Origin of the sequence: Pseudomonas putida (genome assembly GCA_041071465.1) — a bacterium.
GTDB classification, from domain to species: Bacteria; Pseudomonadota; Gammaproteobacteria; order Pseudomonadales; family Pseudomonadaceae; genus Aquipseudomonas; species Aquipseudomonas putida_P.
The window spans coordinates 3,606,725-3,633,456 of sequence record CP163498.1 but is presented as its reverse complement, the minus strand read 5'-3'; the positions used below and the strand labels follow the sequence as shown (position 1 = coordinate 3,633,456).

Annotated in this window: 20 protein-coding genes and 3 pseudogenes; 9 read left to right on the top strand and 14 right to left on the bottom strand. The window is 63.5% G+C overall.

Annotation, left to right across the window (positions count from 1 at the left end; all coding sequences use genetic code 11):
- Nucleotides 1–8 precede the first annotated feature (8 nt).
- A complete protein-coding gene (locus AB5975_16800) occupies nt 9–749 on the top strand; it encodes a YciK family oxidoreductase (GenBank protein XDR18331.1) in 741 nt (246 codons plus the stop codon).
- A gap of 122 nt (nt 750–871) precedes the next feature.
- Here AB5975_16800 and AB5975_16795 read toward each other — a convergent pair.
- The 7 genes and pseudogenes from AB5975_16795 to AB5975_16765 all read right to left on the bottom strand — a co-directional run bounded on the left by AB5975_16795 (nt 872) and on the right by AB5975_16765 (nt 8,602).
- Nucleotides 872–1,656 (bottom strand): annotated as a pseudogene (locus AB5975_16795) (TenA family transcriptional regulator).
- Between the two features lie 30 nt (nt 1,657–1,686).
- Nucleotides 1,687–4,143, bottom strand: a complete 2,457-nt coding sequence (locus tag AB5975_16790; GenBank protein ID XDR18330.1) for an EAL domain-containing protein — start codon at nt 4,141–4,143, stop codon at nt 1,687–1,689.
- Between the two features lie 124 nt (nt 4,144–4,267).
- Nucleotides 4,268–6,100, bottom strand: a complete 1,833-nt coding sequence (locus AB5975_16785; protein ID XDR18329.1) for an ABC transporter ATP-binding protein — start codon at nt 6,098–6,100, stop codon at nt 4,268–4,270.
- Nucleotides 6,093–6,725 (bottom strand): DsbA family protein, encoded by a 633-nt coding sequence (locus AB5975_16780; GenBank protein XDR18328.1) that lies wholly within the window; start codon nt 6,723–6,725, stop codon nt 6,093–6,095. Before AB5975_16780 ends, AB5975_16785 begins: the two co-directional genes overlap by 8 nt.
- Nucleotides 6,726–6,728: 3 nt before the next feature.
- Nucleotides 6,729–7,661, bottom strand: coding sequence for a rhodanese-related sulfurtransferase (locus AB5975_16775; protein ID XDR18327.1), 933 nt, complete (start codon nt 7,659–7,661; stop codon nt 6,729–6,731).
- 109 nt (nt 7,662–7,770) lie between these two features.
- The gene (locus AB5975_16770; protein ID XDR18326.1) at nt 7,771–8,067 is read right to left on the bottom strand and encodes a BolA family protein; all 297 of its coding nucleotides are present in this window, start codon (nt 8,065–8,067) and stop codon (nt 7,771–7,773) included.
- 10 nt (nt 8,068–8,077) lie between these two features.
- Nucleotides 8,078–8,602 (bottom strand): DUF2059 domain-containing protein, encoded by a 525-nt coding sequence (locus AB5975_16765; GenBank protein XDR18325.1) that lies wholly within the window; start codon nt 8,600–8,602, stop codon nt 8,078–8,080.
- Nucleotides 8,603–8,756: 154 nt separating this feature from the next.
- Here AB5975_16765 and AB5975_16760 point away from each other — a divergent pair, with 154 nt between their 5' ends.
- On the top strand, nt 8,757–10,151 hold the full coding sequence (locus AB5975_16760) for a class II fumarate hydratase (protein XDR18324.1): 1,395 nt from the start codon (nt 8,757–8,759) through the stop codon (nt 10,149–10,151).
- A 45-nt stretch (nt 10,152–10,196) separates the two neighbouring features.
- On the opposite strand, the gene AB5975_16755 is transcribed toward AB5975_16760, so the two are convergent.
- Nucleotides 10,197–11,159: a DMT family transporter gene (locus AB5975_16755; protein XDR18323.1), complete on the bottom strand. Its 963-nt coding sequence runs from the start codon at nt 11,157–11,159 to the stop codon at nt 10,197–10,199.
- A gap of 193 nt (nt 11,160–11,352) precedes the next feature.
- Nucleotides 11,353–12,846 carry a polyphosphate:AMP phosphotransferase gene (gene pap / locus AB5975_16750; GenBank protein ID XDR18322.1) on the bottom strand — a complete coding sequence of 498 codons (1,494 nt, stop codon included), beginning with the start codon at nt 12,844–12,846 and terminating at the stop codon, nt 11,353–11,355.
- A 136-nt stretch (nt 12,847–12,982) separates the two neighbouring features.
- On the opposite strand from pap, the gene mnmC reads away from it, so the two are divergent.
- The 5 genes and pseudogenes from mnmC to AB5975_16725 all read left to right on the top strand — a co-directional run bounded on the left by mnmC (nt 12,983) and on the right by AB5975_16725 (nt 20,299).
- Nucleotides 12,983–14,947, top strand: a complete 1,965-nt coding sequence (gene mnmC, locus AB5975_16745; GenBank protein ID XDR18321.1) for a bifunctional tRNA (5-methylaminomethyl-2-thiouridine)(34)-methyltransferase MnmD/FAD-dependent 5-carboxymethylaminomethyl-2-thiouridine(34) oxidoreductase MnmC — start codon at nt 12,983–12,985, stop codon at nt 14,945–14,947.
- Between the two features lie 143 nt (nt 14,948–15,090).
- Nucleotides 15,091–16,876 (top strand): annotated as a pseudogene (locus AB5975_16740) (N-acetylglutaminylglutamine amidotransferase).
- Between the two features lie 3 nt (nt 16,877–16,879).
- On the top strand, nt 16,880–18,625 hold the full coding sequence (ngg, locus tag AB5975_16735; GenBank protein XDR18320.1) for an N-acetylglutaminylglutamine synthetase: 1,746 nt from the start codon (nt 16,880–16,882) through the stop codon (nt 18,623–18,625).
- Between the two features lie 181 nt (nt 18,626–18,806).
- A complete protein-coding gene (locus AB5975_16730) occupies nt 18,807–19,991 on the top strand; it encodes an osmoprotectant NAGGN system M42 family peptidase (GenBank protein XDR18319.1) in 1,185 nt (394 codons plus the stop codon).
- A gap of 80 nt (nt 19,992–20,071) precedes the next feature.
- Nucleotides 20,072–20,299 (top strand): YheU family protein, encoded by a 228-nt coding sequence (locus AB5975_16725; GenBank protein ID XDR18318.1) that lies wholly within the window; start codon nt 20,072–20,074, stop codon nt 20,297–20,299.
- On the opposite strand, the gene csrA is transcribed toward AB5975_16725, so the two are convergent.
- A complete protein-coding gene (gene csrA, locus AB5975_16720) occupies nt 20,296–20,478 on the bottom strand; it encodes a carbon storage regulator CsrA (GenBank protein XDR18317.1) in 183 nt (60 codons plus the stop codon). The two genes, AB5975_16725 and csrA, sit on opposite strands and share 4 nt — an antisense overlap.
- Nucleotides 20,479–20,598: 120 nt before the next feature.
- Nucleotides 20,599–21,406 (bottom strand): annotated as a pseudogene (locus AB5975_16715) (SDR family oxidoreductase).
- 239 nt (nt 21,407–21,645) lie between these two features.
- Here AB5975_16715 and AB5975_16710 point away from each other — a divergent pair.
- Nucleotides 21,646–21,798: a DUF3309 family protein gene (locus AB5975_16710; protein ID XDR18316.1), complete on the top strand. Its 153-nt coding sequence runs from the start codon at nt 21,646–21,648 to the stop codon at nt 21,796–21,798.
- A gap of 75 nt (nt 21,799–21,873) precedes the next feature.
- On the opposite strand, the gene AB5975_16705 is transcribed toward AB5975_16710, so the two are convergent.
- From AB5975_16705 to AB5975_16695, 3 genes are all read right to left on the bottom strand, one after another.
- The gene (locus AB5975_16705) at nt 21,874–23,538 is read right to left on the bottom strand and encodes a cation acetate symporter (GenBank protein XDR18315.1); all 1,665 of its coding nucleotides are present in this window, start codon (nt 23,536–23,538) and stop codon (nt 21,874–21,876) included.
- Nucleotides 23,535–23,846 (bottom strand): DUF485 domain-containing protein, encoded by a 312-nt coding sequence (locus AB5975_16700; GenBank protein XDR18314.1) that lies wholly within the window; start codon nt 23,844–23,846, stop codon nt 23,535–23,537. Before AB5975_16700 ends, AB5975_16705 begins: the two co-directional genes overlap by 4 nt.
- 242 nt (nt 23,847–24,088) lie before the next feature.
- Nucleotides 24,089–24,949 (bottom strand): glycine betaine ABC transporter substrate-binding protein, encoded by an 861-nt coding sequence (locus tag AB5975_16695; GenBank protein XDR18313.1) that lies wholly within the window; start codon nt 24,947–24,949, stop codon nt 24,089–24,091.
- Between the two features lie 197 nt (nt 24,950–25,146).
- Between AB5975_16695 and AB5975_16690 the strand changes: the two genes are divergently transcribed.
- Nucleotides 25,147–26,715: a beta (1-6) glucans synthase gene (locus AB5975_16690; protein XDR18312.1), complete on the top strand. Its 1,569-nt coding sequence runs from the start codon at nt 25,147–25,149 to the stop codon at nt 26,713–26,715.
- Nucleotides 26,716–26,732: the final 17 nt, after the last annotated feature.

Here is a 26,732-nt window from a genome sequence, read left to right as displayed (position 1 = left end):
AATACACAATGTTCGACTACACCGCCCGCCCCGACCTGCTGCAAGGCCGGGTCATTCTGGTGACCGGCGCCGGCCGTGGCATTGGTGCTGCTGCTGCCAAGGCCTATGCCGCACTGGGTGCCACCGTGCTGCTGCTGGGCAAGACCGAGGCCAACCTGAACGAGGTCTACGACCAGATCGAAGCCGCCGGGCACCCACAGCCGGTGGTCATCCCGTTCAACCTGGAAACCGCCCTGCCCCACCAGTACGACGAGCTGGCGGTCATGATCGAAGACCAGTTCGGCCGCCTCGACGGCCTGCTGAACAATGCCTCGATCATCGGCCCGCGCACGCCGCTGGAGCAGCTGTCGGGCGACAACTTCATGCGTGTGATGCACATCAACGTCGATGCCACCTTCATGCTCACCAGCACCTTGCTGCCACTGCTGAAGCTGTCGGAAGACGCCTCGGTGGTGTTCACCAGCAGCAGCGTCGGGCGCAAGGGCCGGGCTTACTGGGGCGCCTACGGCGTGTCGAAGTTCGCCACCGAGGGCCTGATGCAGACCCTGGCCGACGAACTGGAAGGCGTGGCGCCGGTGCGCTCCAACAGCATCAACCCGGGCGCCACGCGTACGGCGATGCGGGCTCAGGCTTACCCCAGCGAGAACCCGCAGAACAACCCGCTGCCGGAAGAGATCATGCCGGTGTATCTGTACCTGATGGGGCCGGACAGCAAAGCAGTCAACGGGCAAGCGCTCAACGCCCAGTAAGGCTTGAGACTGCCGGGGCTGCTGTGCAGCCCATCGCGACGCAAGGCCGCTCCTACAAGGGTACGCGATCTCTTGTAGGAGCGGCCTTGCGTCGCGATGGGCCGCGCAGCGGCCCCAAGGCCCTAACCCGCCGCCAACGCCGGGCGCATACGCCCCTGCTGGCGCCCTTCCAGCTGCATGCACCGTTCCAGGAACAGGTACATGCAGTCGTAACTCTTGCAAATCGCCCTGCGCAACTCGGTACGCAGCCCCAGCGTCGGGTTCTCACCGGCCAAGGTACAGATGATCTCCAGCGCCTCCCACGGGTGCGCATCGTCATACTGGGCGTGCATCTTCAGCCACTTCATCGCCCGCTTGCGCTGGTCTTCCGGGAAGCCTTGCGCGTAAGTATCGGTCGAGCACACCACCGCCGACCACTCGCCGGTCGCGCCTTCGATGGCATAGTTGGTCGCCGCCATGGAAATGGCCAGGTTCTCGGTGGCACACACCCGCCAGCACCAGTCGTTCAGGCCGTTCAGCTCGGGCGGCACTTCCTGCGCCTGCAATTCGTGCAGGTGCACGCCGTGCGCCTGGCACCAGTTCACCCAGTAGTCGGCATGGTTCAACTCGACGCGAATGTTGCGCATCAGCCAACGCCGGGCCATGTCCTCGCCCTGGTGCCGGCCGTAGCGGGTCTTGGTCAGGTTATGCGCCATGTACAGCGAAAACTGCTCCACCACCGGCCAGCCACCGATCAAGTACTGGCGGATGGTCGATTGTTTCAGCTGGCCATCGCGCAGACGCGCATAGAACTCATGCTCCACCACCCGACGCTTGCTCTCGCGGCAGTCTTCAATCAGTTGCTGGGCCCATTGGGGGTAACTGGCGGGTCCATCAAAGGCCCGATACGTACGAATGCATCAATCACTTTCAGCTCCTTGATCCTTGTGATTTCTAGCTAGCGAAACGTGCCAGGTGCCCGCTGCAACAGAGGCCGGGCGGCGATCCGTTGGCGCTGCAGACTGTCACAGGTGAACACCTGGGGGCGTTCGATCAGGTAGCCCTGGGCGTAATCCACGCCAATTTCCTGCAAGGCCTGCTCGATCAAGGGTGTTTCGACGAACTCGGCAATGGTGCGCTTACCCATCACATGGCCGATATGGTTGATGACCTCGACCATGGCCCGGTTGACCGGGTCGTCGAGCATGTCCTTGACGAAACTGCCGTCAATCTTCAGGTAATCCACGGGCAAATGCTTGAGATAGGCGAACGAGGACATGCCAGCGCAGAAATCATCGAGCGAAAAGCGGCAACCCAGCCCCTTCAACTCGTTGATGAAACGGATGGCGCTGCCCAGGTTGGCGATGGCACTGGTTTCGGTAATTTCAAAGCAGATCATTCGCGGCGGGATGGCGTACTCGACGAACAACCGCTGCAGGTATTCGAGAAACTTGTCGTCGCCGATGCTCGACCCCGACAGGTTGATCGCACAGATCGACAACGGCCCTTCGCGCCCTTCGTCCAGGCACTGGCGTATGACCAGAAACACATTGCGCACCACCCAACGGTCAAGCGCGGTCATCAGGCCGTAGCGTTCGGCCGCCGGGATAAAGCTGCTGGGCAGGATGGTACGGCCGCTTTCGTCGTGCAGGCGCAGCAGAATCTCGATGTGCCCCGGGCCTTCGAAGCTTTTCAGCGGGGCGATTTCCTGGGCATACAGGCAGAAGCGGTTTTCTTCCAAAGCCACATGCAAGCGCTGGATCCAGGCCATTTCGCCGAAGCGCATGGACAGTTCGCTGTCATCGGCATGGTACACCTGCACACGGTTGCGCCCCTTCTCCTTGGCCATGTAGCACGCCATGTCGGCAGCGCGCAGCGAAGCCTCCAGCGTGCCCGGGGCCTGGGCCATGTGCACCAGCCCGATGCTGACCGTGGTGACGAACGGCCGCCCTTTCCACACGAAGTGCAGGCTCTGCACCATCTGGCGCAATTGCTCGGCGATGCGCTCGGCCTGATCGGGCGGGCAGTTTTCCAGCAACACGCCAAATTCGTCGCCACCCAGCCGCGCCAAGGTATCGCCTTCGCGCAGGCCGGACTGCAGTACGGCGCAAATGTGCCGCAACAGCTCATCGCCAGCCGCATGGCCGCAAGTGTCGTTGACCAGCTTGAACTGGTCGAGGTCGAGGAACATCAGCGAGTGCCGCCCGGCCTGGCGCGCCAGGCCGTTGAGCGCCTGCTCCAGGCGGTATTCGAACTCGCGGCGGTTGGCCAGCCCAGTCAGCGCATCGTGGGTGGCCTGCCAGGACAGGTTGGCGATGTACTGCCGCTCCTGGGTCATGTCGTGCAGCACCAGTACGATACCGCTGACCTGGCCGTCACTGACGATAGGCGAACCGACCAGGTTGATTGACACGGTGCTGCCGTCCAGCCGCTGAATCAACCTGGCGTGTTCCGCGCCGCCCTTGAGACTGCCACTGAGCACCTGCTCGACCAGGCTGCGACCCTCCTCCTCGGCCTGTTCGTCAACCAGGCTGAACATTGCCGACAGCGGCAGGCCCAGCGCCTGGCTGGCTTGCCAGTGAGTCAATTGCTCGGCGGCCGGGTTCATGTAGCCGATACTGCCCTCCACATCGGTGGTGATCACCGCATCACCGATGGCTTGCAACGTGATCTGCGCCCGCTCTTTTTCTTCCTGCAGGGCGCTGGCAAATGCCTGGCGCTGAGCCAGCAGCTTGCTGGATCGGCGCCAGGCAATGGTAATCAGCACCATTGCCGTCAGCAGGTTAGTGATCAGCAGCACCCGCAGCAACATGCGCGAGCCTTCGCCCAAGGCATCTCTGAACGCTTTGGCCGCAGGCGTGACCCCTTCGTTGATGGTGACGATACGCGCCTTCCAGTCGCTGACCGTGCCGGCATCAACCGGGCCACTGCTCAAGCGCTGGCGCATCTCGCCAGCCAGCACATCCAGCTTGGCCAGGTAATCGTCGCCGACATCCCAGTAGTCGATGGCCGTCTGCATGTAGCTGACGTTGCGGAAATTGCGGTAGAACCAGATGATCCGCTCGACATCGTCAGGGTGGTTGCCCCCTTGCAGCACTGCCTGGCGCGCGGCCTCCAGATCAGGGTTGGGACGGTCGAGCACCTCGCGCAACTGATGGTCGCCCTGAGGTACGGTAATGGCCTGGCGATAACGCTGGTAGGTGCTGTCGTCGCGTGTTTCAGCGTACAGGTTGAGGTAGTAGATGGCGTCTTTCTGCGCCTTGGACCACAGGCTTTCGCCCGCGACATACGCGCGCACGGCCGAGAGCGTATAAAGGCTGAGGCTGCCCAACGCCACCTGGAGGACCACAACGGCGATGAAGGGCCAGGTGATACCGAGCAACTTTGGCGCTTCTAGAGTGCGATGTCCCTTCATGGAGTCCCTGTCACAGAGCAGATAAGGCGCAAATCAACCCAGACAAGCACAGCGTAGGCCATTTGCCATCGTTGTGGAGGGGATTTTTATGACAGGGAATCGGGGGATTTGTACATCCTGAAATTCAGCTCTGCTGCAGGTGCCCATACAGCTTGGCATACAACCCGCCTTCGGCAATCAGCTGCTGGTGGTCGCCATCTTCAGCCACATGCCCACTATCGAACACCAGTACTCGATCAGCCTGCTTCACCGCCGAAAGCCGGTGGGCGATGATCAGCGTGGTGCGGCCGCTGAGGAAGCGCGCCAGGGCCTGATGCAGGTTGTACTCGGTGGCGGCATCCAGGGCCGATGTGGCCTCGTCGAGGATAACCACCTTGGGCTCGGCCAGCACCATGCGGGCAATCGCCAGGCGCTGCCGCTGGCCGCCAGACAAGCGCACCCCAGAACGCCCCAGCACACTGTCCAGGCCCTGGGGCAAGGCAGCGATGGTGGCATCCAGTTGAGCAATGTGCAGCGCCTGCCAGCAGGCATCGTCACTGCAATCACGGCCCATGGTCAGGTTGGCACGCACGCTGTCGTTGAACAGTGACGGGTGCTGCAACACCACCGCGACGTTCTCGCGCAGGGTTTCAAGGCCGATTTCCTGCAAGCTGGCCCCGCCGAAGCGGATGGTTCCGGCCTGGGCGCTGTAAAGGCCCAACAGCAGTTGCACCAGGGTGCTCTTGCCGCCGCCGCTGGCACCGACAATCGCCACCTTCTCGCCTGGGGCAATCGACAGGTCGAGATGCTCCAGCACCGGCTCGTCGGCATAGGCAAAGCGCAGGTCGCGCACTTCGATACCCACGGTCTGGCGACCGGCGAACGGGTCGCTGGCGGCGGGGTACTGCGGCTCGTCGTCACGCGCCAGTAGCTCGTTGAGGCGGCTCAGCGCACCACCGGCGGCGTAATAGGCATATTGCAGGTTGAGCAGTTGCTCCACCGGGCCGATCATGAACCACAGGTAGCTGAACACCGCCAGCATCTGGCCGATCGACAAGTCTGAAAACAACACGGTAAGCATCGCCGCGGCGCGGAAGATGTCGATGCCGAACTGGAACAGCAGGCCACTGGCACGGCCACTGGCGTCGCTTTTCCATTGAGAGTCCACGGCGTAGTCGCGCACCTCACGGGCACGCAAGCCCAACCGGCCAAGGAAATAGCCCTGGCGGTTGCCCGCGCGGATTTCCTGGATGGCATCGAGGGTTTCCGCCAGTGCCTGGGTAAAGCGCGCGGTGCTGTCGTTTTCGAGCTTTTTCAGGTGTTTTACCCGCTTGCCCAACTGCACGGTGAAGTAGATCACCAGCGGGTTGAACAGCAAGATCAGCAAGGCCAGTTGCCAGTGCATCCAGATCAGGATGGCTGCCGTGCCGGTCAGGGTCAGCATGGCCACCAGGAAGCGGCTGAGGGTTTCGCCGACGAACTTGTCGAGGGTGTCCAGGTCGGTGACCAGGTGGGTGGTCACCGTGCCGCTGCCCAGGCTTTCGTATTCCTTCAGCGAAATACGCTTGAGCCGCTCGATCAGGCGAATGCGCAGGCGGTAGACGATATCCTTGGCCAAGCCGGCGAACAGCTTGGCCTGAATCACGTTGAACGCCAGCGCAGCCAGGCGCAGGCACAGGGTGAGTGCCAGCATCAGGCCAATGTAGCCGGCGGCCACCTGCCAGCTGGACGGCAGCAGGTGGTTCATCCACTTCAACGCGGCATCACCATGGCCGAGCAGCACCTCATCCACCAGCAACGGCAGCAGCAGCGGAATGGGCACACTGCAGCATGCCGCCAGCACAGCGATGAGGTTGGCAGACCAGAGGTTTTTCTTGTGATGCAGGGCCAGGCGGCGGATTTCCGCCCAGCTCAGTCGATCGGCCGCACTGTATGGCTTGCCCGGCACCGGGTCGGGTGACCCAGGCACATCAAGCACAGGCAGCCTGCTGCAGCCAACGGCCGAGCAAGGGTTGCAGGCGCTCCAGCGGCTGATAGCCGTTGGTCAGCAAGGCCAGTTGGCCGTTGCGCTCGGCCAACAGGGTCGGGAAGCCGGCGATACCCAGGTCCTGCGCCCAGGCGAAGTCGGCCGCTGTGGCAGCACGGGTGTCGGCACGGGCGAAGGTTTCGGCGAACACGGCACGGTCGAAGCCGGCCTGTTCAGCCAGCTCGACCAGCTGTGGCGCGGTGGTCACATCCATGCCTTGCTCGTAGAACGCACGCTGGATCAGCGCCAGCAGCGGCCAGACGCGCTCGGCGTCCAGCTCACGGGCTGTGACCAGAGCACGGCAGGCCGGCTCGGTGTCGTAGACGAAGCCGTCGGGCATGGCACCCTCGAAGCGGAACGGCTGGCCGGTAGCCTCAGCCACCGCCTGCCAGTGTTCGAGGATGTACTTGCGGGTGGAGCTGTCCAAGGCGCTGCCGCCGGTACGCAGCCCACCCGGCACCAGACGGGTGGCAACGCCTGCCTCACGCGCCTGGGCGATCAGGGCCGCGGCCACTGGCGCGAAACCCCAGCACCAGGAGCACATCGGGTCCATCACATAGATCAGGCGTGCAGACATGCATCAGGCCTCGGCTTTGTAGTTGTAACCGATCGGGTGCGGCAGGTTGCGGGCCTTGGCCAGCTCGATCTGCTTCTGCCGGTCGATGGCACTGCGCCGGGTCTTTTCGCTCAGGGTGTCCCAGCAATGCGGGCAGCTGACACCTGGCGAATAGTGCTCGGACGCACGCTCCTGTGCATTGATCGGGTGGCGGCAGGCGTGGCACTGGTCGTACTCGCCTTCGCTCAGGTCATGGCGCACCGTGACGCGGTTGTCGAAGACGAAGCAGTCGCCGTCCCACAGGCTTTCTTCCTGAGGCACTTCCTCGAAGTATTTCAGGATGCCGCCCTTAAGATGATAGACCGCATCAAAGCCTTCACCGAGCATGTAGCTGGAGGCTTTTTCACAGCGGATGCCACCGGTGCAGAACATGGCCACTTTCTTGTGCTTGCTCGGGTCGAAGTTGGCCTTGATGTACTCCGGGAATTCACGGAAGGTTTCGGTCTTCGGGTCGATGGCGCCCTTGAAAGTACCGATGGCCACTTCGTAGTCGTTACGGGTGTCGATCAGCAGCACTTCCGGGTCGCTGATCAAGGCGTTCCAGTCCTTGGGCTCGACATAGGTGCCGACTGCCTGGTTGGGGTCTACGCCCGGCACGCCGAGGGTGACGATTTCTTTCTTGAGCTTGACCTTGGTGCGGTAGAAGGGCTGTTCGTCGCAGTACGACTCTTTATGGTCGACATCGACCAGGCGCGGATCGTTGCGCAGCCAGGCCAGCAGGCCGTCGATGCCTTCGCGGGTGGCCGACACGGTGCCGTTGATGCCCTCGTGGGCCAGCAGCAGGGTGCCTTTGACGTTGTTGTCGAGCATGGCTTGCAGCAGCGGCTCGCGCAGCTCGATGTAGTCTTCCAGGGTGACGAACTTGTACAGCGCCGCGACGACGATGGCTTGGGACATGAAGCAGATTCTCCAGGTGGTTGCCCTCGTAAGGGGCGGACCGGATTGACAAATAAAAACGCGCCGACAAGCGGCGCGTTGCGAATTCTACCAGAACGACAAAAAGGTTTCAGTGCCCGCCGCCCGCACACACCGGCGAGGCCGGTGCAACGCCGACCTTGGCCCACTCTTCGGCGGTGTAGGTGTGGATAGCCAGGGCGTGGATCTCACCCATCAGCTCACCCATGGTGGCATAGACCTTCTGGTGGCGCTTGACGCTGTTCAACCCGGCAAACTGCTCGCTGACGATCACTGCTTTGTAGTGGGTCTCCTGACCACGACTGTGCATGTGGCTTTCGTTGAGCACTTGCAGGTGTTGCGGCGCCAGCGTGGCCAGCTGCTGTTCGATACGCTGTTGCATGGTCATTGCGGCGTACTCACTTCTTCGCAGGGGCGGCGGCCTTGCCTGCGTTCGGGTCCAGTTCCTTGGTCATGTCTTCCAGCAGCTTGTTCACCACCGGCACTGCTGGTTCCAGGCTCTGTTGGGTCAGCTGCGCCGACTGCTGGGTAACCTTGGGCATTTCACGCAGCACTTTCTTGCCCAGTGGCGATTCATAGAACTTGACCAGGTCCTTGAGCTCCTGCTCGGTGAAGGTCTGGGTGTACAGGTCGACCATCTTCGGCTTCAGCTTGTTCCAGCCGATGGCGTTGTCCAGTGCCGCGTTGGCCTTGGCCTGGTAGCTTTCCAGTACCGGCTGTTTGGCGGCCGGGGCCTTGGTCTGGGCGAAACGCTGGGCGAACATTTGCTGTACTTGCATGTACACCGGGGTGCCCAGCTTGTCGGCGTTGGCCAGGGTCAGGAATTTCTCGGCAGCAGCGTTGTGGCTGGCGGTGGCAGCGAGTACCTGGCCGCTGGCGCAAACCAGGGCAACGGCGGCACAAAGGACACGGAGACGGGTCATTGCATTTCCTTCAAAGAGACGGAGGCGGGTACCTCAGAGTAGAGCATTCTGCGCCGTGGTGGCGATGTGCTCAAGTGGCACGACGAGCGACGGAACCGCTCGGTCGAATCAGGGCCTAAACTGCGATTTCGAACTACACAGGAGTGAGTACAGAATGAGCCGTATCGAGACAGACAGCCTGGGCCCGGTCGAAGTTCCGGAGGACGCCTACTGGGGTGCGCAGACCCAGCGTTCGCTGATCAACTTCGCCATTGGCAAGGAACGCATGCCCCTCGCGGTGCTGCACGCCCTGGCACTGATCAAGAAGGCCGCGGCGCGCGTCAACGACCGCAATGGCGACTTGCCGGCCGACATCGCCCGGTTGATCGAACAGGCCGCCGATGAAGTGCTGGATGGCAAGCACGATGACCAGTTCCCGCTCGTCGTCTGGCAAACGGGCAGCGGCACCCAGAGCAACATGAACGTCAACGAGGTTATTGCCGGGCGCGCCAACGAGCTGGCCGGCAAAGGCCGTGGCGGCAAGGCGCCAGTACACCCCAACGACCACGTCAACCGCTCGCAAAGCTCCAACGACTGCTTCCCCACGGCCATGCACATTGCTGCTGCGCAGGCAGTGCATGAACAGCTGCTGCCAGCGATCGCCGAGCTGTCGTCAGGGCTGGCCGAGTTGTCGGCGCGCCACAACAAGCTGGTGAAAACCGGCCGCACGCACATGATGGACGCCACACCGATCACCTTCGGCCAGGAGGTTTCGGCCTTCGTCGCGCAACTCGACTACGCCCAGCGCGCCATCCGCGCCACCCTGCCGGCGGTGTGTGAACTGGCCCAGGGCGGTACCGCCGTGGGTACCGGGCTCAACGCCCCGCATGGTTTTGCCGAAGCCATCGCTGCCGAGTTGGCGGCGGAGTCCGGGCTGCCATTCGTCACCGCGCCCAACAAGTTTGCCGCCCTCGCTGGCCACGAACCGCTGACCAGCCTGGCCGGGGCCCTGAAGACCCTGGCTGTAGCCCTGATGAAAATCGCCAACGACCTGCGCCTGCTGGGCTCTGGCCCGCGCGCGGGACTGGCCGAGGTGCGCCTGCCGGCCAACGAGCCGGGCAGTTCGATCATGCCGGGCAAGGTCAACCCGACCCAGTGCGAGGCACTGTCGATGCTGGCCTGCCAGGTGCTGGGCAATGACGCGGCGATTGGTTTTGCCGCCAGCCAGGGGCATTTGCAGTTGAACGTATTCAAGCCGGTAATCATTCATAACCTGCTGCAATCGGTCGAATTGCTGGCCGATGGTTGCCGCAATTTCCAGCTGCATTGCGTGGCGGGTATCGAACCGGATGCCCAGCAGATGGCTGCGCACCTGGAACGCGGGTTGATGCTGGTGACCGCGCTCAACCCGCACATTGGCTATGACAAGGCAGCGGAAATTGCCAAGAAGGCTTACAGCGAAGGCAAGACCTTGAGGGAGGCGGCATTGGAGTTGAAGTATCTGACCAATGAGCAGTTCGACCAGTGGGTGCGGCCAGAGAACATGCTGGCCCCAGGGGGGCATGGCTAACTCGGCCAGCCGCTCATTACCCGGGCATTGTGGGAGCGCGTAGGCTTAATGAACCTGGGCCAATCGCGCTTTGCGGGCCCGCCACCCGGCCACCAGCGATGGCCCCAGCGCCACCACCGCCGAGCCGAACACCACGGTTACCGCTCCCACATAGCCCAGGGCATTGATGTCCTCGGCATGTACGTACGCTGGCCAAATCACCGCCGCCAGCGCCACCGCGACAAAGGTCACCAGCGGCGTCAGCGCCAGGGTGGCACTCACTCGCGACGCCTCCCAGTGCGCCAGCGCTTCGGCAAACGCGCCATAGGCCACCAGGGTATTCAGGCAACAGGCCAGCAGCAGCCAACCTTGCACTGGGGTCAGTTGCAGCGCTTCCAGCGGGTGCACCCAAGGCGTGAGCAGCGCGGCGCAACTGAGGTAGATCACCATCATTACCTGTTGCGAATGCCATACGGTCAGCAATTGCTTCTGGCTCAGGGCGTAGAACACCCAGATGCTGGTGGCCAGCAGGATAGTCAGCACCCCGGTGGTGTAGGTGCCCAGCGACGTCAGCAGTTCTTCCAGGCGCTGGTTGAAAAACAGCCCAAAACCCGCCAGCAGAATCAGCAGGCCCACGCCCTGCCCCAGGCTGAAGCGCTCGCGGAACACGAATACGCTGGCCACCAGTAACAGCACCGGGCCGATTTGCACCACCAGTTGCGCGGTGCCGGGGCTGAGCAGCTTGAGACCGATCAGGTACAGCACGTAGTTACCCATCAAGCCAAGCACGGCCAGCACCACCAGGCCTTTGCCCTTGGGCGTAAGTTTGCGCACGGACGGCAAGCGCCGCTGAGCCGCCAGCCAGGCGAACAGCAGGCCGCCGGAGACCGACAAGCGATACCAGGTGACGGTGATCGGGTCGACCACTTGCAGCACCTGCTTGAGCTTGATCGGCAAGATACCCCAGAGCAGCGCCGTCAGAAGCGCCAGGAACAGCCCATAGCCCCAGCGGCCGGAAGTGGTGTGCATAAAATCCTCGATCAAACCCGTGGTGGGGGTGATTGGATTCTACGGACTTGGAGGGCCGTGGCGGGAAAGCGTGCCGAGAAAAGAATTCATCAGGTCATTCTTCGGCGGCATGGCTTGGTAAATGTGATGCCTGTTCTGGCCTCTTCGCGGGTAAACACGCGAAGAGGCCAGAACAGGCAACCAGGAACTTCGATTATTTCTTGTCCTTGGCAAACGCCGCTTCCAGCGCCTGGTTGATGGTGCGCAACACCTTCACCCGCGCCCAGCGCTTGTCATTGGCCTCCACCAGCGTCCACGGTGCAATCTCGCTGCTGGTGCGGTCGACCATGTCGCCCACTGCCTGGGTGTACTCGCCCCACTTGTCACGGTTGCGCCAGTCCTCCTCGGTGATCTTGTAGCGTTTGAATGGGATCTGCTCGCGCTCTTCGAAGCGCTCCAGCTGGGTTTGCTGGTCAATCGCCAGCCAGAACTTGACCACCACCACGCCGGCGTTCACCAACTGCTCTTCAAAGTCGTTGATCTCGCTGTACGCGCGCATCCAGTCGGCCGGGCTGCAAAAGCCTTCCACCCGCTCCACCAGCACCCGGCCATACCAGGAACGGTCGAAGATGGTGAACTTGCCACGCGCCGGTATATGCCGCCAGAACCGCCAAAGGTACGGCTGGGCGCGCTCTTCTTCGGTGGGTGCGGCAATCGGCACGATGCGGTACTGGCGCGGGTCCAGCGCAGCCGCCACGCGGCGGATGGCACCGCCCTTGCCGGCGGCGTCGTTGCCTTCGAACACCGCCACCAGCGCATGCCGGCGCATATGCTTGTCACGCAGCAGGCCTGCCAGGCGGGCCTGTTCGGTGACCAGCTGTTCCTGGTAGTCGGCCTTGTCCAGGCGCAAGGTCATGTCCAGGGCGCCAAGCAGGCTGCGGTCGTCGATGCTGCGGCCAAGCGGGGCCACGTTGCCCTGGTGCTTGCCCTTGGGGTTGTTGGCCAGGGCGGCTTGCAGGCTTTCCAGCAGGATGCGCCCCACCGCCAGGCTGCGATAATTCGGGTCGACCCCTTCGACGATATGCCACGGGGCATAGTCGCGGCTGGTGCGGCGCAGCACGCGCTCGCCAAAGCGCACGAACCGGTCGTAGGTTTCTGACTGCTGCCAGTCCAGCGGGCTGATCTTCCAGCTGTGCAGCGGGTCGTCCTTGAGCGATTTCAGCCGTGCCTTCATCTGCTTCTTGGACAGGTGGAACCAGAACTTGATGATCAGCGCACCTTCGTCACACAGCATCTGCTCCAGGCGCTCGGCGCCCATGATGGCCTGATCGAGCACGGCGTCCTTGAACACCCCATGCACCCGCCCCTGCAGCATCTGGCTGTACCAGTTGCCGAAGAACACGCCCATCCGCCCCTTCGGTGGCAAGGCCCGCCAGTAACGCCAGGCGGGTGGCCGGGCCAGTTCCTCGTCGGTCTGCTGGTCGAACGTGAGCACATCGATCATGCGCGGGTCCATCCACTCGTTGAGCAGTTTTACCGTCTCACCCTTGCCGGCGCCTTCGATGCCGTTGATCAGCACGATCACCGGGAAACGCGCCTGCTGCTTGAGTTCGTACTGGGCTTCGAGCAGGGCCTCGCGCAAAGCGGGCACCTCGGCGTCGTAAGCCTCCTTGTCGATGCTGTGGCCGATTTCGGCAGATTCGAACATGCACTGGCTCCTTCAATGGATAACCAAGACTAGCGGATTTCATTTCTGCCTGTACTGGCCTGTTCGAGAATGAACGCGCTCCCACAGCTGACCCGGATGACATAAAATCTCGCCATCCGCTGCAACCGAGCCAACCATGTCCACCCTCCTCCAGCACGCCCAGATCGACTGGGACGACCAGGGCCGCCCCCACTCGCGGCAATACGACGACGTCTATTTCGCGGTCAACGAAGGCATTGAAGAAACCAAGCACGTGTTCCTCGGCCAGACCCGCCTGGCCGAGCGCTTTGCCAACCTGGCGCCGCATACCTGCGGGGTGATCGGCGAAACCGGTTTTGGCACCGGGATGAATTTTTTCTGCGCCTGGCAGCTGTTCGACCAGCACGCTCACCGCGACGCGCGCCTGCACTTCGTCAGCGTCGAAAAGTACCCCCTTGGCCACGCTGACATGGCCCGCGCCGTAAGCCTGTGGCCTGAGCTAGCTGCCTATACCGAGCCGCTGCTGGAGCAATACGTGGCGGTACACCCAGGTTTTCAGCAGTTCACCTTCGCCAATGGCCGGGTCACCCTCACGCTGTTGATCGGCGATGTGCTGGAACAGCTGCCGCAACTCGATGCACAGATCGATGTGTGGTTCCTCGATGGCTTCGCCCCTGCCAAGAACCCCGACATGTGGACCCCAGAGCTGTTCGCGCAGCTGGCGCGGCTATCGCACCCGGGCACAGTGCTGGGCACGTTCACCACCACCGGCTGGGTACGCCGCAGCCTGGTCGAAGCTGGCTTCGCCATGAAGAAGGTGCCAGGCATCGGCAAGAAGTGGGAGGTGATGAGCGGCGCCTACGTCGGCCCCGTCCCCGGCCCCAAAGCCCCCTGGTACGCACGCCCAGCGGTTGCACAAGGGCCGCGCGAAGCGCTGGTGATCGGTGCCGGGCTCGCCGGCAGCACAACCGCTGCCAGCCTGGCCCGGCGTGGCTGGCAGGTCACTGTGCTGGAGCGCCACGAAGCCCCGGCCCAGGAAGCTTCGGGCAACCCGCAAGGGGTGTTGTACCTCAAGCTGTCTGCCCATGGCACCGCGCTGTCGCAGATGATTCTGTCCGGGTTCGGCTACACGCGGCGCCAGCTCCAGCGCTTGCAACGTGGCCAGGACTGGGATGCCTGCGGCGTGCTGCAGTTGGCCTTCGACGCCAAGGAGGCCGAACGCCAGGGCAAACTGGCCGCCGCCTTCGACCACGACTTGCTGCACGCGCTGGAGCGCGCCGAGGCCGAAGCCATCGCCGGGGTGGCCTTGCCAGCCGGTGGGTTGTTCTACCCCGAAGGGGGTTGGGTGCACCCGCCGGCGCTGTGCCAGCAGCAGTTGCAGCACCCAGGTATTCGCCTGCTGACCCACCAGGACGTCATCGAGCTGCGCAACATTGGTCAACACTGGCAAGCCTGGGCTGGCGATCGCCTGCTGGCCAGCGCACCGGTGGTGGTCCTGGCCGGCGCTGCCGATGTGCGCCGTTTCGAGCCTTGCGCGCAGTTGCCGCTCAAGCGCATCCGTGGGCAGATCACCCGCTTGCCGGCCACCGCCAGCAGCCGGGCGCTGCGTACCGTGGTGTGCGCGGAAGGCTATGTGGCACCACCGCGCGGGGATGAACATACCCTGGGCGCGAGTTTTGATTTCCACAGCGAAGACCTTGCGCCGACGGTGGCCGAACACCAGGGCAACCTGGCGCTGCTGGACGAGATTTCCGTCGACCTGGCGCAGCGGCTGGGCGTGGCTGAACTGGACGCTGAACAGTTGCAGGGGCGTGCAGCGTTCCGTTGCACCAGCCCGGATTACCTGCCAATCGTCGGGCCGCTGGCCGACAGCCAGGCGTTTGCCGAGGCCTATGCGGTGCTGGGCCGGGATGCGCGGCAGGTGCCGGATGTGGCCTGCCCATGGCTGGGCGGGTTGTACGTGAACAGTGGGCATGGCTCGCGCGGGTTGATCACAGCGCCGTTGAGTGGCGAGCTGGTGGCGGCCTGGGTGTGCGGGGAACCGTTGCCGTTGCCCCGCGCGGTGGCAGAAGCTTGTCATCCGAACCGGTTCGCCTTGCGTAGGTTGATTCGGGGCAAGTGATAGCTCTCGGGGCGTAGTGCGCCCCCAGGACTCAACGTCATATAACAGATTGTTCTAAAACTCTCGCAAAGTACACAGGTCAGTTCCTGAAGGTGCCCTAATCCGGGGCACCACCTCCCCAACGGAAAAACCGGTAAGGACTTATGTGCGGATTAGCAGGAGAGTTGCGTTTCACCCCTATCGACCAAGCCCCTCGCCCAGCCGACCTGGCTGCGGTAGAGCGCATCACCCATCACCTGGCGCCACGCGGCCCGGATGCGTGGGGCTTCCATAGCCAAGGCCCGATTGCCCTTGGCCACCGGCGCCTGAAAATCATGGACTTGTCCGATGGCTCGGCGCAGCCGATGGTCGACAACACCCTGGGCTTGTCACTGGCTTTCAACGGTGCCATCTACAACTTCCCCGAACTGCGCCAGGAACTGCAAGACCTGGGCTACAGCTTCTGGTCCGACGGCGATACCGAGGCTGCTCAAGGGCTACCACGCCTGGGGCGCGGCACTGCTGCCCAAGCTCAACGGCATGTTTGCCCTGGCCATCTGGGAGCGCGATAACCAGCGCCTGTTCCTGGCCCGCGACCGCCTCGGCGTGAAGCCCTTGTACCTGTCGCGCAACGGCGAGCGCCTGCGCTTTGCCTCTACCCTGCCGGCGCTGCTCAAGGGCGGCGACATCGACCCGATGCTCGACCCGGTGGCGCTCAACCACTACCTGAACTTCCACGCCGTGGTGCCAGCACCGCGCACCCTGCTGGCCAACGTGCAAAAGCTGGAACCCGGCACCTGGATGCGCATTGACCGGCATGGCGAAGTAGAGCGCCAGACCTGGTGGCAACTGCAATACGGCGCCAACCCGGACGAGCGCGATCTCGACCTGGAAGGCTGGACCACCCGCGTGCTCGACGCCACCCGTGACGCCGTGGCCATTCGCCAACGGGCTGCCGTCGACGTGGGTGTGTTGCTGTCCGGCGGGGTCGATTCCAGCCTGCTGGTGGGCCTGTTGCGCGAAGTGGGCGTGGACGACCTGTCGACCTTCTCCATCGGCTTCGAGGACGCCGGCGGCGAGCGCGGCGACGAGTTCCAGTATTCCGACCTGATCGCCAAGCACTACGGCACCCGCCATCACCAACTGCGCATTGCCGAACACGAAATCATCGACCAGTTGCCGGCCGCGTTCCGCGCCATGAGCGAGCCGATGGTCAGCCACGACTGCATCGCCTTCTACCTGCTGTCGCGGGAAGTGGCCAAGCACTGCAAAGGCGTGCAGAGCGGCCAGGGCGCGGACGAACTGTTCGCCGGTTACCACTGGTACCCGCAGGTGGCCGGCGCCGAGGATGCCTTTGCCGCCTACCGCGACGCCTTCTTCGACCGCAGCCATGCCGAGTACCGCGATACCGTACAGGCCCCTTGGCTGTTGGAAACCGACGCCGCCGGTGACTTCGTGCGCGAGCACTTCGCCCGCCCCGGCGCACGGGACGCGGTGGACAAGGCCTTGCGCCTGGACAGCACGGTGATGCTGGTCGACGACCCGGTCAAACGGGTGGACAACATGACCATGGCCTGGGGCCTCGAAGCACGCACGCCATTCCTCGACTACCGCCTGGTGGAACTGTCGGCACGCATCCCGGCGCGCTTCAAGCTGCCCGACGGCGGCAAGCAGGTGCTCAAGCAGGCAGCACGGCGGGTGATCCCGCACGAGGTAATCGACCGCAAAAAGGGCTACTTCCCGGTGCCGGGCCTGAAACACCTGGAAGGTGCCACCCTGGGCTGGGTGCGTGAGCTGCTGACCGACCCCAGCCAGGACCGTGGGCTGTTCAACCCGGCCATGCTCGACCGCCTGCTGAGCAACCCCCATGGCCAGCTGACACCGCTGCGCGGCTCCAAGCTGTGGCAGCTGGCGGCGCTGAACCTGTGGCTGAGCGAACAAGGAATCTGACCGATGAAAGCCCATGAAATCGCTTACGGGCAGCGCCTGCTGCGCGGCCAGGCGCCGTCCTATGAGCGCCTGCAGGCGCGCCTGGCCGGCGACGGCAGCCAGCCCCACGACCAGCCGCGAGCCGTGCACTGCGGCTGGGGCCGGCTGCTGATCGGCCACACCTACCCCGACCCGGTTTCGCTGGCCGAGGACTTGCTCGACGAATGCCCCGGCGAGCGCGATATCGCCCTGTACGTGGCCGCGCCCCAGCAATTGCTGGCCCAGGCCCCACAGCAGTTGTTCCTGGACCCGTCCGACACCTTGCGCCTGTGGTTCACCGACTACCGCCCGGCGCAGCGGGTGTTCCGCGGCTTCCGCGTGCGCCGGGCGCAGAACCCCGCCGACTGGCAGGCGATCAACACCCTGTACCAGGCACGCAGCATGCTGCCGGTGGACGCCGAACTACTGACCCCTCGGCACCTGGGCGGCCCGGTGTACTGGCTGGCCGAAGACGAAGACAGCGGCGCTGTGATCGGCAGCGTCATGGGCCTGAACCACGCCAAGGCGTTCGATGACCCTGAGCATGGCAGCAGCCTGTGGTGCCTGGCCGTGGACCCGCACTGCACCCGCCCAGGCGTGGGTGAGGTGCTGGTGCGCCACCTGATCGAGCACTTCATGAGCCGGGGCCTGGCCTACCTCGACCTGTCGGTGCTGCACGACAACCGCCAGGCCAAGCGCCTGTACCAGAAGCTGGGCTTTCGCAACCTGCCCACCTTTGCGGTCAAGCGCAAAAATGGCATCAACGAGCAGTTGTTCCTCGGGCCCGGGCCGCAAGCCGACCTTAACCCCTATGCCCGCATCATCGTCGACGAGGCGTTGCGCCGGGGCATCGAAGTACAGGTGGATGACGCCGCTGGCGGCCTGTTCACGCTGAGCCTGGGTGGGCGGCGCATTCGCTGCCGTGAATCGCTCAGCGACCTGACCAGTGCCGTGACCATGACCCTGTGCCAAGACAAGCGCCTGACCCAGCACGCCCTGCACAACGCTGGGCTGCAGGTGCCGGCGCAGCAACTGGCGGGCAATGCCGACGACAACCTGGCGTTTCTCGACGAGCATGGCGCAGTCGTGGTCAAGCCGGTCGACGGTGAGCAAGGCCAGGGCGTGGCGGTGAACCTGACCTGCATCGACGACATCACCCGCGCCGTGGCGCACGCCCGCCAGTTCGACAGCCGCGTGTTGCTGGAAAGCTTCCATGCCGGCTTCGACCTGCGCATCGTGGTGATCGGCTACGAAGTGGTGGCCGCCGCCATCCGTCACCCGGCGCAGGTGCTGGGCGATGGCAAGCACAGTGTGCGCCAGTTGATCGAGGCCCAGAGCCGCCGGCGCCAGGCCGCCACCAGTGGCGAAAGCCGCATCCCGCTGGACGACGAAACCGAGCGCACCTTGCGCGCGGCGGGCTTGGGCTATGACGACGTGCTGCCTGCCGGCCAGCGTCTGGCCGTGCGGCGCACCGCCAATCTGCACACCGGCGGCACCCTGGAAGACGTCACCGAGCGCCTGCACCCGGTACTGGCCGACGCTGCTGTGCGCGCTGCTCGGGCGCTGGAAATTCCGGTGGTGGGGCTGGACTTCATGGTGCGTGACGCCGGGCAGCCGGAGTACGTGATCATCGAGGCCAACGAACGTGCCGGCCTGGCCAACCATGAACCGCAGCCAACGGCCGAGCGCTTTATCGACTTGCTGTTTCCGCATAGCCGACCTTTGGCCTGACAACTGCTCGGCGTTTTGTAGGAGCGGCCTTGTGTCGCGAAAAGGGCCGCAAAGCGGCCCCAGCAATCTAAGCAGCGAAGCTGAAATCCTGGGGGCGCTTCGCACCCCTTTCGCGACACAAGGCCGCTCCTACAAAGACCGCGCCACAGCCTGGAATATCAACCCGACCGGAGGCCTGGACATGTCCGAACGACTCCCCGAACCCGATCTCGACTACCTCAAACGTGTGCTCCTGGAAATGCTCGCCATCCCCAGCCCCACCGGGTTCACCGATACCATCGTGCGCTACGTTGCCGAACGCCTGGACGAACTGGGCATCCCCTTCGAGCTGACCCGCCGTGGCACCATCCGCGCCACCCTCAAGGGCCGGCAAACTTCACCCGACCGGGCCGTGTCCGCCCACCTCGACACCATCGGCGCCAGTGTGCGCCAGCTGCAGGACAACGGCCGCCTGGCCCTGGCGCCAGTGGGTTGCTGGTCCAGCCGCTTCGCCGAAGGCAGTCGCGTCAGCGTGTTCACCGATACCGGGGTGTTCCGCGGCAGCGTTCTGCCGCTGATGGCCAGCGGGCATGCCTTCAACACCGCCATCGACCAGATGCCTATCAGCTGGGATCATGTGGAAGTACGCCTGGACGCCTACTGCGCCACCCGCGCCGACTGCGAGGCACTGGGCGTGAGCATCGGTGACTTCGTGGCCTTCGACCCTTTGCCCGAGTTCACCGAAAGCGGCCACATCAGCGCCCGCCATCTGGACGACAAGGCTGGCGTAGCCGCATTGCTGGCAGCATTGAAGGCCGTGGTGGAAAGCGGCCGGCAACCTTTGATCGATTGCCACCCGCTGTTCACCATCACCGAAGAAACCGGCTCAGGGGCAGCCGGTGCCCTGCCTTGGGACGTCAGCGAGTTCGTCGGCATCGACATCGCCCCGGTGGCGCCCGGGCAGGCGTCCAGCGAGCATGCCGTGAGCGTGGCCATGCAGGACTCGTCGGGGCCTTACGACTACCACCTGTCCCGGCACCTGCTGAAACTGGCCGGCGACCACGACTTGCCCGTGCGGCGTGACCTGTTCCGCTATTACTTCAGCGACGCCCATTCGGCCGTGACGGCGGGGCACGATATTCGCACTGCGCTGGTGGCGTTTGGCTGCGATGCCACCCATGGGTACGAGCGTACCCATATCGACAGCCTGGCAGCGCTGAGCCGGTTGTTGTCGGCGTACCTGTTGAGCCCACCGGTGTTCGCCAGCGATTCGCAACCGGCCAATGCGTCGCTTGAACGCTTCAGCCATCAGCTGGAGCATGATGCGCAGATGGAGAGCGATACGCGGGTGCCGACGGTGGATAGCCTGGTTGGCAATAAAGGCTGAAGGCCCTGGGGCTGTTATGCAGCCCCAAAACTCGAATGTTTCGCGTAGCATGGCCACACCTACTTCAGACACCACCCACCATGCTGATCCCCTACGAGCAACTGCAAGCCGAAACCCTGACCCGCCTGATCGAGGACTTCGTCACCCGCGACGGCACCGACAACGGCGACGACACCCCGCTGGAAACCCGTGTGCTGCGGGTGCGCCAGGCCCTGGCCAAAGGCCAGGCGTTCATCCTGTTCGACCCGGAAAGCCAGCAGTGCCAGTTGCTGGCCAAGCACGATGTGCCCCGTGAGCTGCTCGACTAGCAGCTCTTGCCTTGTTTGGCCTCCTGGATGCGCTTGTATACCTCGGCCCGATGCACCGGGACCTCGCGCGGCGCATCCACGCCAAAGCGCACCACCCCCTCACGGGTTTCCACCACCCTGATGCGAATATCATCGCCAATCACGATGGTCTCACCCACTTCGCGTCCTATTACCAGCATGGTCCGGTCCTCCACCGAAAGGGAAAACCGGAGCCTGCCGTGTCGGCATTCCCCTACTCAATAGCTCTGCAGTGAATCAGAAGAACCCTACTCCGCCAGGTAAAATCTCCTACAGATTATTCATCGCGCCTGGGCCTTGGTGCGCATTTTCACCGCCATTTCCGCCATCTCGTCATACAGCCGCTCGGGGGCCTGGCGCTTCAATTGCCAGGCTTGGCGCCCTGCTTCGTGGGGCAGTATCAGAAACTCACCCGCGGCGACCTGCTGATGGATGTAATCGGCAATGTCCGCCGCGCTGATCGGCGAGCCTTCCAACAGCTTGCCAACCTGCGCCTTCATCGCCGGGTTCGGCCCACGGAACGAGTCCAGCAGGTTGGTCTGGAAGAACGACGGGCACACCACATGCACGGCCACTTCCAGCTGGCGCAGCTCCACCAGCAGGCTCTCTGAGAGTGCCAGCACGCCGGCCTTGGCTACGTTGTAGTTGCTCATGCCCGGGCCCTGCATCAACGCGGCCATCGAGGCGACGTTGATGATGCGCCCCTTGCTGCGCTCCAGCAGCGGCAGGAACGCCTTGCAGCCCTTGACCACGCCCATCAGGTTGACCGCGATCTGCCAGTCCCAGTCCTCAAGAGACAGCTCGGCGAAGAATCCGCCGAAGCGACCCGGCGTTGTTGACGATCACGTCGATGCCGCCGAACTGCTCGGTGCAGGCCTGGGCCAGTGCGGTGAGCTGGCTGTAGTCGCGTACGTCGCAACGCTGGACAAACCCTTCGCCGCCGGCTTCGCGCACCCGCTCCAGGGTTCCGCGCAGGCCGCTTTCGTTGACATCGGCCAGCGCCAGGCGCCAGCCCTCGCGCGCCCAGCGCAGGGCGATCTCGCGACCGAGGCCGGACCCGGCGCCGGTGATCATGATGCGGTTTTGCATGGTGGCTGGCCTTGTTTCAAGTGGTTGTGCCACGAGTCTAATCAAGGCCGAGTAGGCAGGCAGGGTTCATCAGGGTAGTGAATGGCCGGGCATGACCATGCGGTCAGTCCCGGCCCAGCCAGCGACAGGGCCAGTGCAGGCAGCACACAGATGGAATCTTTCATAAGCGGCACCGGTCCGAACATACAAGAGGCCAGCAGTCCGAGGCCCTTGACCCTCAACCACGCAAGGATTCTGTCATGACCACGATTCTGATCATCATCCTGATCCTCCTGCTGATTGGTGGCTTACCGGTCTTCCCGCACTCGCGCAGTTGGGGTTATGGCCCGTCGGGCATCGTTGGTGTGGTGCTGGTGATTCTGCTGGTGTTGTTGTTGCTTGGCATGATTTGACGCCACACCTGGCGCAGGACCAAAACGACAACGCCCCGATTGACGGGGCGTTGTGTTCAAGCAAGAAGCGTTTTTTTAGTGGGACACCGCCCCACTGGCACCCAGGCCCGTCTGCGAACGCACGAACTGCGGGTAGAACAGCGCACGCTCGTCATCAGCAGCCTTGGACTTGTCGGTGACCGAGAAGAACCAGATGCTGACGAAGGCAATGGCCATCGAGAACAGCGCCGGGTACTCGTACGGGTAGATTGGCTTCTCGTGGCCAAGGATCTGCACCCAGATGGTCGGGCCGAGGATCATCAGCGTCACCGCACTCACCAGGCCCAGCCAGCCGCCGATCATGGCGCCGCGGGTGGTCAGTTTCTTCCAGTACATCGAAAGCAACAGTACCGGGAAGTTGCAGCTGGCGGCGATGGAGAAGGCCAGGCCTACCATGAAGGCGATGTTCTGCTTCTCGAACAGGATGCCCAGGCCGATCGCCAGCACGCCCAGCGCGACGGTGGTGATCTTCGACACGCGGATCTCGTCCTTGTCGTTGGCCTTGCCCTTGCGCCAGACGCTGGCGTACAGGTCATGGGACACCGCCGAGGCACCGGCCAGGGTCAGGCCGGCAACCACCGCCAGGATGGTGGCGAAAGCCACCGCCGAGATGAAGCCGAGGAACACGCTGCCACCTACCGCATTGGCCAGGTGCACCGCTGCCATGTTGTTGCCACCCAACAGTGCGCCGGCGGCGTCTTTGAAGTCCGGGTTGGTGCTGACCAGCAGGATCGCGCCAAAGCCGATGATGAAGGTGAGGATGTAGAAGTAGCCGATGAAGCCGGTGGCGTACAGCACGCTCTTGCGCGCTTCCTTGGCATCGCTGACGGTGAAGAAGCGCATCAGGATATGCGGCAGGCCAGCGGTACCGAACATCAGAGCCAGGCCCAGCGAGAACGCCGAGATCGGGTCTTTGACCAGGCCGCCGGGGCTCATGATCGCCTCGCCCTTGGCATGCACCTTGATGGCTTCGGAGAACAGCGTGTTGAAGTCGAAGCCCACGTGCTTCATCACCATCAGCGCCATGAAGCTGGCACCGGACAGCAACAGCACAGCTTTGATGATCTGTACCCAGGTGGTGGCCAGCATGCCGCCGAACAGCACGTACAGGCACATCAGGATACCGACCAGGATGACCGCCACGTGGTAGTCCAGGCCGAACAGCAGCTCGATCAGCTTGCCGGCACCCACCATTTGCGCGATCAGGTAGAAGGCCACCACCACCAGCGAACCGGAGGCCGACAGGGTGCGGATTTCCTTCTGCCCGAGGCGGTACGAGGCCACGTCGGCAAAGGTGTACTTGCCCAGGTTGCGCAGGCGTTCGGCAATCAGGAAGAGGATGATTGGCCAGCCGACCAGGAAACCGATCGAGTAGATCAAGCCGTCGTAGCCAGAGGTGAACACCAACGCGGAAATACCCAGGAACGAGGCCGCCGACATGTAGTCGCCAGCAATCGCCAGGCCGTTCTGGAAGCCGGTGATCTTGCCGCCGGCCGCGTAGTAGTCCGCTGCCGACTTGTTGCGTTTGGAGGCCCAGTAAGTGATGCCGAGGGTGAAGGCGACGAAGGCCACGAACATGGCGATGGCGGAAACGTTCAGCGGTTGTTTCTGCACCTCGCCGGTCAGGGCATCGGCGGCCCACACGGCGGGTGCGAAGGCTCCGCAGGCCAGTACGGCCAGGGCTTTGGCGTGGCGAATCATTGTTGCGCCTCCTTCAGGATTTCCTTGTTCAGCTCATCGAATTCGCCGTTGGCGCGGCGTACGTAGATGGCGGTCAGGACGAATGCCGAAACGATCAGGCCGACGCCCAGGGGAATGCCCCAGGTAATCGACGACTCAGGGCTGAGCTTGGCGCCCAGTATGTGAGGACCGTAGGCGATCAGGAGGATGAAGGCGCAGTACAGGCCGAGCATGATCGCCGAGAGCACCCAGGCGAACCGTTCGCGTTTGGTAACCAGCTCCTTGAAACGGGGGCTGTTTTGTATCGAGAGGTAAATGCTGTCGTTCATTGTTTTTGTCCTAGCAGCACAGATAGGGGATGGAACCCACGCCCTTACTTTATGCGGCTGTTGAACGCCAACCAGACGACCTTAGTCTTAGATGCAACGGTGTTTTACCGATTGCGTAACAAAGTGGCGGCCCTTTCGCGGGTAAACCCGCTCCCACAGGGATCACACAGGCGTTGAAACCTGCGCAGTACCTGTGGGAGCGGGTTTACCCGCGAAGAAGCAAAATTGGCAGTAACGGGTTGTTACTTGCCAGTCCACTCCTTCACACGATCAGGGTGCTTGGCCACCCAATCCTTGGCCGCGGCTTCAGGCTTGGCACCTTCCTGAATCGCCAGCATCACCTCGCCAATCTCGTCCTTGGACTGCCAGTTGAACTTCTTCAGGAACTCCGCCACTTCCGGAGCCTTGGTCGCCAGTTCCTTGCTGCCGATGCTGTTCACGGTTTCCGCCGCGCCATACACACCTTTCGGGTCTTCGAGGAACTTCAGCTTCCACTTGGCGAACATCCAGTGCGGAACCCAACCGGTCACCGCAATCGACTGCTGCTTGGCGTAGGCACGGCCCAGTTCCGCAGTCATCGCGGCGCCCGAGCTGGCCTGCAGCTTGTAGCCGGTCAGGTCGTAGTCCTTGATCGCCTGGTCGGTTTTCAGCATCACACCGGAGCCTGCGTCAATGCCGACGATCTTCTGCTTGAAGCTGCTATCGGTCTTGAGGTCGGCGATGCTCACCGCCTTGACGTACTCGGGGACGATCAGGCCGATCTTGGCATCCTTGAAGTTCGGGCCGTAGTCGACCACGTTGTCCTTGTTCTTGGTCCAGTACTCGCCATGGGTCACCGGCAGCCAGGCCGACAACATGGCATCGAGTTTACCGGTTGCCACGCCCTGCCACATGATCCCCGTGGCCACGGCCTGCAACTTCACGTCGTAGCCGAGCTTTTGCTTGATCACTTCGGCGGCCACGTTGGTGGTCGCCACGCTGTCGGCCCAACCATCCACGTAACCTATGCTTACTTCTTTAGCCATTGCCTGTGCAGCGCTCATGGCCATTACCAGGGCGGTGCCCACACCCAGGAAACGTCGCATTTTTTTCAAAGTCGCCATCAAAGCATCCCCTCGTCAGGTCTTGGAGATTGCATCATCTTCCTGCAACACAGGTCGACCTGATCCAGCTGCGACCTGCACCCGCCCCATATGCGACAGCACTGTGCCATTAGCGCCATCGGCCTACGCCGGCCTGCGCGATCCTTGCATGCCAAAGCATTGGCGCCGGGCTACTATCTACCCTTTTGCGCCTGACGATGGACCGCCCGATGCCCAGTTCTGCCCGCCTGCTGTTGCCGTTGTACCTGCTTGCCTGCCTGTTGGCCCTGCTTGGGCTTGGAGGGCTCTGGTACGGGCTGGGTAAGCCGGTACACCTGGCCGATGCGGCCAGCCCGACGCACAAGCTGCAGTGCGCCTCGTACACGCCGTTCGACAAAGACCAGTCACCCTACGACCAGCCATTACAGCTGCGCCCGGCACGGATGGACGCCGACCTTGCTTTGCTGGCTGAGCGATTCCAGTGCATCCGCACCTATTCCATGAGCGGCCTTGAGGCAATCCCGGCGCTGGCACGCAAGCATGGCCTGAAGGTGATGTTGGGCGCCTGGGTCAACGCTCACCCGGCCGACACCGACAAGGAAATCGACCTGCTGATCGCCACCGCCAACGCCAACCCGGATGTGGTCAGCGCGGTGATCGTCGGCAACGAGACACTGCTGCGCAAAGAGGTGACCGGTGCACACCTGGCCAAGCTGATCGCCCGAGTGAAGCAACAGGTCAAAGTGCCGGTGACCTACGCCGATGTCTGGGATTTCTGGCTGCAGCACCCGCAGGTGGCACCGGCGGTGGACTTCCTGACCATCCACCTGCTGCCCTACTGGGAGGACGAACCGCGCGGCATCGACGATGCCTTGGCCCACGTTGCCGACGTGCGCCGGGTGTTCGGCACGCGCTTCGCGCCCAAGGACATCCTGATCGGCGAAACCGGCTGGCCCAGCGAAGGCCGCCAGCGCGAGACCGCTGTGCCCAGCCGAGCCAACGAGGCGCGCTTCATTCGCGGCTTTGTGGCCATGGCCGAAAGCAACGGCTGGCGCTACAACCTGATCGAAGCCTTCGACCAGCCGTGGAAGCGTGCCAACGAAGGTGCTGTAGGCGGTTACTGGGGGCTTTACGATGCCGACCGGCAGGACAAGGGCGTGCTCGAAGGGCCGGTGAGCAACCTGCATTACTGGCCACAGTGGTTGCTGGCGAGTGCGGTGTTGATGTTGGTCATGTTGATGCTCGCCGGGCGCCCCGCGACTGTGCAGGCGGCAGTGTTGCTGCCACTGCTGGCGGCGTTTGGCGCGGTTTGCCTGGGGCTGTGGGGCGAGTTGATGCGCACCCATGCACGCTTTGTCGGGGAGTGGGTGTGGGCGGTGGCACTGGCCGGGCTGAACCTGCTGGTATTGGCCCATGCGCTGCTGGCCTTGGCGCAACGGGCCGGCTGGCGCGAACGTTTATTCGCCTGGCTGCAGGCGCGGGCCGGCTGGCTGTTGCTGGCGGCGGGTTTTGCCGCAGCGGTGAGCATGCTGGCGATGGTGTTCGACCCGCGCTACCGCAGCTTCCCCAGCGCTGCGCTGGCGTTGCCGGCGCTGGTGTATGTGCTGTGGCCGGTAAGGGCGCGGCGGGCGGAGGTGGCGCTGCTGGCGTTCATCGTCGGCGCCGGGGTGGCGCCGCAGCTGTTCGTGGAAGGGCTGGAGAACCAGCAGGCCTTGATCTGGGCGGTAGTGAGTGTGCTGATGACAGCAGCGTTGTGGCGGAGCTTGCGAATGACTCGAAAAGCCTGAAAACACAGGTAACTGTA